The organism is Candidatus Woesearchaeota archaeon, assembly GCA_027858315.1.
Lineage (GTDB): Archaea > Nanobdellota > Nanobdellia > Woesearchaeales > UBA583 > UBA583.
The window spans coordinates 1-6,500 of the sequence record JAQICV010000025.1 but is presented as its reverse complement, the minus strand read 5'-3'; the positions used below and the strand labels follow the sequence as shown (position 1 = coordinate 6,500).

Here is a 6,500-nt window from a genome sequence, read left to right as displayed (position 1 = left end):
AGACTTCTTTATATGAATTGTTTTGAGGAATTATGGAGTTTATTTAGATTAGCTGAAAAACCCTCTAAAGAATTAACTGAATCTTATGCTTTTATTCATAATATGAAAAAAATTCTTCATTTAAAAAATGAAACAATCTTTCATATAGGAGATGGAGCACATGCTAGAACAGGAATTATGAGTTCTTATTTGACACAGAGTGTCAATATTAGTATTGATCCTCAAATTAATCATAATTTAGAATTATTTTTAACAAAATGGAATACTAAATATTTTGATTATTATAAGGGAAAATATGAAGATTTTACTAAAGAATTTCATATTTCCGCAGAAAATTATATACTTTCCTGTGTACATGCTCATGTTAATTTAGAAGATGTAGTTAAAGTTTTTCCTAATTGGACTTATTTATATAGTAATATCTGTTGTCTACCTGAACAACAAACATTCTCTAAAAAATTTTTAATGGAGAATAATATAGATGTTGTAGTAGACAAATTAGATTTTGGTATATTAAGTCCTGAAAGACATATAGTAATTTATAAAAATAATAATTTATGTTCAGAACAATCGTAGAAGAAAGTCCCAGTAATATTGCAGTTATGGATGTGTTTTCAAAACTAATCCAAGAAAGAATCATTTTTATAGATGATGTAGTAGACTCAGAATTAGCTAATGGAGTAATTGCCCAACTATTTTATTTAGATTCTATATCTACTGATCCTATGAAAATTTATATTAATACTCCAGGAGGAGAAGTTAACCAAGGTTTAGCAATATATGATACTTCTAAATTAATAAGTTCCCCAATTGAGACAATTGGAATGGGATGTGTTGCATCTATGGGAGCTATATTAATGTTAATGGGTCAAGTTAGAAAAAGTTTAGAGAATACAAGGTTTATGTTACATCAGGTACAAGCTGGTGCAATAGGAACTTTGTCTTCTGTAGAAGTTGCTATTGAAGAAGGAAGACTCTTACAAAAAATTTTATATAGAATTCTTAAAGAAAAAACTTCTATTAAAGATCCAGAGAATACTTTAAAAGAAGATAAGTGGATGGGAGCAAAAGAAGCTAAAGAAATAGAATTAATAACTGATATTTTATAAAACATGGATACTTTAGAAGAAAAAATTCAAACATTACAGTATAAAATTAGGAAGAATATAAAATGTCTTAATGCTGGAGGATGTGGTTATTTTGCTTATTATTTTTCTGAAAGACTTAAAGAATTAAATATTTCTCATTCAATTTATTTTGAAGACTATTTTCCAATAGGAACTACTTTAAAAGAGTTCTATACTCCTTCTCATGTAGTTATTTTTATTAAGGGAATTGGATTTATAGATGGATATAAAACTTTGGATAGAAAACGTACTTTTAGATCTTACTCAAGAATACGATATCAAATAAAGAAAACTTTAACTAGAGGAGATTGGAATAATATGTATGATAGAAGACAAAATAGATCATTAAAAAAACTTATTTATGAAAACATAAAATGATAATTGAAGAATCAGATTTTAAAATAGAAGGGGAAGATACATTTGATCTTTATCTTATTAAAATAGTTAATGCAAAAGATCCTGATAAAAAAAGAGAGGAATTCCGAAATATTGGGCATGATATGGCTATAGAAAATTGCATTAAAAGAATTGTTATAGATAGAGTAAATAAAAAACAAGATGTTTATTCTTTAAAAGAATTTTTAAATTCCTATAAAAAGGAAGTTAAAAAAATAGCTAGTCTATTAGATGTACATAAAGGATAAACAAGGAATCTTGCTAGATAAAACTAATAAGTTTGTTTATGAAATGTGTGTTTATATAAAATATAATAATATATATTCACTTGCATTACATAAATTTTTTAGTTCTGATAGATTCCTTAGAGTTCAAGAAGATATTAAAGTAAATACTTATGTAAGTATAAATACAGAATTACATGCAGCTCCTTTAAAGTGGCTTGCAAGAAACAATTTTAAACCATATTTTAATGAACAGAAAATTAAAACTAATAAGCGACCCAGTAAATGAGCTATTGATGCGTCAAATAGTGCATGAATTACAAAATTACTTATTATACAATAGTTTTGCTAATTATTTTGCAGAACAAGGAATAGACTCTCTATATACATATTATAAAAAGAGAGCTGCTGAAGAAAAAGTACACCATGATTGGATATTTGATTATCTTACAAAAGGAGATTGTAGAATAATTTATCCAAACATACCTACTTTAGACATACAAACCGTAGAGTCTATTATTGATCCTTTTCTAGTTACTGTAGAGAGAGAAATAGAAACTACTAATATGATTTATGAAATCTATGAAATTGCTGAAAAAGAAAAAGATTTTATGACCATGAGTTGGTTGTATGAAAAATTAATCAAGGAACAAATAGAAGAAGAAAATGTAAGTAGAGCAGCCCAATCTATTATGGAATTAGAAGGTGCTGGATTACTTGAAAAATCTGAGAAAGTATTAGAACTTTTAGACACATAATATGAAAACTTATATTATAACAGATAAAAAATCAGGAGAAATCATTGATATTCTTGGGATAGAAAATCCAGAGAAATATCTAAAAGAAAATCCTAATCATCATTTAGAGATAGCTTCAGAAGAAACTTCTTTTCTAGAAGATGAGTGGTAGAAAAAGTAAAATTAATAGCAATAAAAGATAGTTACTATACAATATATGTATTTAAAAAATTAGAAGGAGAAGGATATATAATGTGTACAAAATTGCCTAATTGGCAAACTCCTGATGTAACTTTAGGTAGTGAAGGATTCTTACATTATCAAAACGTTAAAGCAGGAGAAACTTATTATAATCCAGCGACTGATAAAAAAGAAACATACAAATATAGTAATATTTATTTTATAAATTTTATTTTAGAGACAGATATAAGTAATAACGAAATAATTTTTTAGATGAAGACATTATTAGAAGAGCGCATAAGTCAAGCTATGAAAGACAAAAAAGAAGACATAAATTCTTTTAACTGGAAAGGACCAAAGAAATTAGATGTCAATGGACAATATACACAAGAAGAATTTTTATTAATTGAGGCATCCTCAATAAAATTAAAAGAGTGCTATGATCACTGCACTAAAATGCTATTTAATGAAAATAGTAAAAATCCAGGCAGATATATAGTCCTTGAATTAATTGATAAACAAAAAGATAAATGTGGAGTAGAATTATTTTTAAGATATTTAGAAAAAGAACATCAAATTACTAGACGAAGTTTAATTAATATGATTAGTACATTTTTAAATACTAATAAAGAAGCTTTTAAAGATTCTATAGCGCAACTTCAACATATGTTTTCTAGCATACCAAAAGAATATGAAACTTTGCCTCTAAAATTAATTTTAGATGGTTGTCTTGACAGACTTGGCACATTAGATAAAAAACATATAACTAGAACATTTATTCTTAAACAAGGTTTATGGTTGACTAGTTCAGAAATGCAAAGTTTTCCTACAAAAGATGTTAAGGAAAGACTGGAGATTATGAAAGAACAATTAGGAATAAAAGAAGTTGAAAAATTTTATATAAATTCTAAGGGTATAAATTATACTCAAATGAGGGCAATGTTAAATCTTAAACCTCATAAAAAATATATGGATTTAACAACTGCACAACTTGAGACACTCAGGTACAGAATTCTATTCACTCTTGAAGAAACAGTGAAAATACATATTTCTTCATGGGAAGAAAGAATGCGTCAGATTGAAAAAATAGCGGATCATAAAAACATACAATTAGTATAATGGACAAAAGAGCAAATTATTTAATAACAATATATACTTGGACAGATTTAGAGGAATTAGAAAATTATGTTTCCAAAAAAACTTTTTTACTTAATAAAAGTACAGATGAAGAATTATTTAATAAATTAGATCAAGAATTATTTAATTTTTATGAGGAACTCTCTTTAATTTACCCTTTACAAACTTGGGCAGATTGTCTAGAAGAGGCAGAAGAAGATTTTGAAGCTTTAAGTGAAGAAAAAGACTTTGAAAGATTAGAAGAATTAACAGATTTAATTTATGAAGAAGAGATAGAATCTGTATTAACATTCTCTCTCGGAACAGGTTATTAATGATATATTTAATTTCTAATCAATATTCTTCCTATGATGATACATTATATGAGAAAATTTCTATAGAAGAATCTATTACTATACTATCTTCTTTAGAAGAAATTAGTGTAGATACAGAAACAGAAGGATTAGATTGTTTTACTAAAAAAATATTATTACTCCAATTAGGTAATACAGAATTTCAAGTACTTTTTGACATACAAAGCTTTGGGGGTAAAATTCCCCAAAGTTTAATTGATTTTATGAACTCTTATAAAGGATTATATGTTTTTCAGAATGCTAAATTTGATTGGAAATTTTTATTCCATCAAGGCATATTAATTACTAATATATATGATACTATGCTTGCTGAAATCATTTTAACTAATGGATTACAGTATGCAGGAAGGGATTTACAATCATTAGCAGAGAAATATTGTGGAGTTTATTTAGATAAAAGTATTAGAGGTCAGATAATTACTAAAGGATTAAGTGATGCTGTATTATTATATGGAGCTAAAGATGTAGAATATCTTTCTATTATAAAGAGAAAACAATTAGTAGAACTAGATAGACTAGATTTAACTCCTGCATTAGCTTTAGATAATTCTTTTGTAACAGTATTAGCTTATGTAGAATATTCTGGTATTAAATTAGATTTTGAAAAATGGAAAATTAAAGCCTCTGAAAATATAAGCAAAGCTCAAAAAATACGAAAAGATTTAGAAAATCTTCTTTTAAGAGATAAAAAAGATGCTTATTTTTCTGGAATGCAAGATTTATTTACAAGTGAAAGAGAATGTACAATTAATTGGAATTCTCCTAAACAAGTAATTCCATTATTTAATGAATACGGAATAAAAACTAAATATTATAGTAAAGGTGAAGAAAAACATAGTATTGATGCAAAGGTATTAGATCCACAAGTAAATGATTTTGAAATTCTTCCTATATATCTTAAATATAAAGAAATTCAAAAAATTATATCTACTTATGGAATGTCTTGGCAAAAATTTATAAATGTCAATACAGGTAGAATTCACACTACTTTTCAGCAACTTATGGACACTGGTAGGTTATCTAGTGGAAATAAACGTGATGGAGCACCAAATTTACAAAATATCCCTAGCGATGCATATACTAGAAGCTGTTTTATTGTAGAAGAAGGTAATTCTTTTATTGCAGCAGATTATTCGAGTAAACTTATAAAATATCACATATTTACCAAAATATGTATAAAAACGCATCATATTATCTAATAAGAAAATATGAAAAATTCGGCTCCCTTGTAAAGAAATTTACAAGTGATCGCTCCGTAAATTCAGGGAAAGGGGGTTGCGCCCACAATCCTGAGCCAAGCCATGATATAAATATTATGGAAGGTGCAGAGACTAGACACGGAGAATCTACGTAGACAATGTCTATATGATTAAGGTATAGTCCAGCGAGAAAGAAACTCGTTGCAAGAACAAATCGTTCTAGCTAACTTTAGTAAAGAAGAAAATCTCATAAACTTTTATAAAAAAGGATTTTCTGATATGCATAGTTATATTGCTTTTTTAATGTATCCAGAGATTAGAAGATGTTCTTTAGATGAACTTACTCCACAATCTTTAACATATATTAAGAAAGAATATCCTTTTAATAGAAAGCTAGCCAAGAATGCTGGATTTGCCATCAATTATGGGGGAAATGGAAGTACAATTGCAAAAAATTGTAATATAAGTCCTTCCGAGGGAAATTTTGTATATGATACATATTTTGAAGCCTTTCCTAAATTAAGAGAGTATTTTAATATAGGATTTTTAAGAGCTGAAAAATTTGGATATATAGAATTTAATCCAATAACAAAAAGAAAGTATTTATTTAGCCCATATAATGATTATTTTACCTTAAAAGAAGAAGTTGAAGATCCTTATTTTTGGCACACAGCTACTGATGCAAAGGAAAAATTTAAGAAATATAATATAGCTAAATCAAAAATACAAAGATTATCACAAAATTATCGTATTCAAGGTTCTAGTGCTGATATAACAAAATATGCTGGCATTTTATTTTTTAAAGAAATGATGAAAAATGGTTGGCTTAATAAAGTTAAAATAGTGAATTTAGTGCATGATGAGATTTGTGTAGAAGCTCCTAATAGTATTTCAAACATTGTATCAGAAACTTTAATATCTTGTATGGAAAATGCAGGAAAACCTTTCTGTACAATAATTCCTTTAAAAGCACATGTTGATATTGGAGATTTTTGGATTCATTAATAAATAGAAAATTGATGGATTATTTGGAAATTACAGAAATTTTTCGTATCTTTGTAAACTATGAATAAAAAACACAAAATGAATAAATGTTATCAAGAGACGAGAGGCAAACCTTAGGAGTTCAAAAATGGGTAAATAGTGG

General features: G+C 26.8%; 12 protein-coding genes. All 12 read left to right on the top strand.

The features are described from left to right. Window positions 1-576 (top strand): hypothetical protein (locus PF569_01765; protein ID MDA3854957.1); only part of this gene is annotated, 576 nt, incomplete at its 5' end. Beyond that, window positions 558-1,109, top strand: coding sequence for an ATP-dependent Clp protease proteolytic subunit (locus PF569_01760; protein MDA3854956.1), 552 nt, complete (start codon window positions 558-560; stop codon window positions 1,107-1,109). The genes PF569_01765 and PF569_01760, both read left to right, overlap by 19 nt. Window positions 1,110-1,112: 3 nt before the next feature. Next, window positions 1,113-1,505 carry a hypothetical protein gene (locus PF569_01755; protein MDA3854955.1) on the top strand — a complete coding sequence of 131 codons (393 nt, stop codon included), beginning with the start codon at window positions 1,113-1,115 and terminating at the stop codon, window positions 1,503-1,505. Next, a complete protein-coding gene (locus PF569_01750) occupies window positions 1,502-1,771 on the top strand; it encodes a hypothetical protein (GenBank protein ID MDA3854954.1) in 270 nt (89 codons plus the stop codon). Before PF569_01755 ends, PF569_01750 begins: the two co-directional genes overlap by 4 nt. After that, complete coding sequence (locus PF569_01745) at window positions 1,755-2,036, top strand: hypothetical protein (GenBank protein ID MDA3854953.1); 282 nt, start codon at window positions 1,755-1,757, stop codon at window positions 2,034-2,036. The genes PF569_01750 and PF569_01745 overlap by 17 nt, the downstream gene beginning before the upstream one ends. Further along, entirely contained in the window at window positions 1,996-2,505 is a 510-nt protein-coding gene (locus PF569_01740; protein ID MDA3854952.1) for a ferritin-like domain-containing protein, read from the top strand. The genes PF569_01745 and PF569_01740 overlap by 41 nt, the downstream gene beginning before the upstream one ends. A gap of 1 nt (window position 2,506) precedes the next feature. Continuing rightward, entirely contained in the window at window positions 2,507-2,656 is a 150-nt protein-coding gene (locus tag PF569_01735; protein ID MDA3854951.1) for a hypothetical protein, read from the top strand. Then, complete coding sequence (locus PF569_01730; protein ID MDA3854950.1) at window positions 2,650-2,937, top strand: hypothetical protein; 288 nt, start codon at window positions 2,650-2,652, stop codon at window positions 2,935-2,937. The genes PF569_01735 and PF569_01730 overlap by 7 nt, the downstream gene beginning before the upstream one ends. Further along, window positions 2,938-3,783 carry a hypothetical protein gene (locus PF569_01725; GenBank protein MDA3854949.1) on the top strand — a complete coding sequence of 282 codons (846 nt, stop codon included), beginning with the start codon at window positions 2,938-2,940 and terminating at the stop codon, window positions 3,781-3,783. It abuts the gene before it with no gap. After that, window positions 3,783-4,115 carry a hypothetical protein gene (locus tag PF569_01720; protein ID MDA3854948.1) on the top strand — a complete coding sequence of 111 codons (333 nt, stop codon included), beginning with the start codon at window positions 3,783-3,785 and terminating at the stop codon, window positions 4,113-4,115. Before PF569_01725 ends, PF569_01720 begins: the two co-directional genes overlap by 1 nt. Next, entirely contained in the window at window positions 4,115-5,353 is a 1,239-nt protein-coding gene (locus tag PF569_01715; GenBank protein MDA3854947.1) for a DNA polymerase, read from the top strand. Before PF569_01720 ends, PF569_01715 begins: the two co-directional genes overlap by 1 nt. A gap of 201 nt (window positions 5,354-5,554) precedes the next feature. Beyond that, entirely contained in the window at window positions 5,555-6,358 is an 804-nt protein-coding gene (locus tag PF569_01710) for a DNA polymerase (protein MDA3854946.1), read from the top strand. Window positions 6,359-6,500 lie beyond the last annotated feature (142 nt).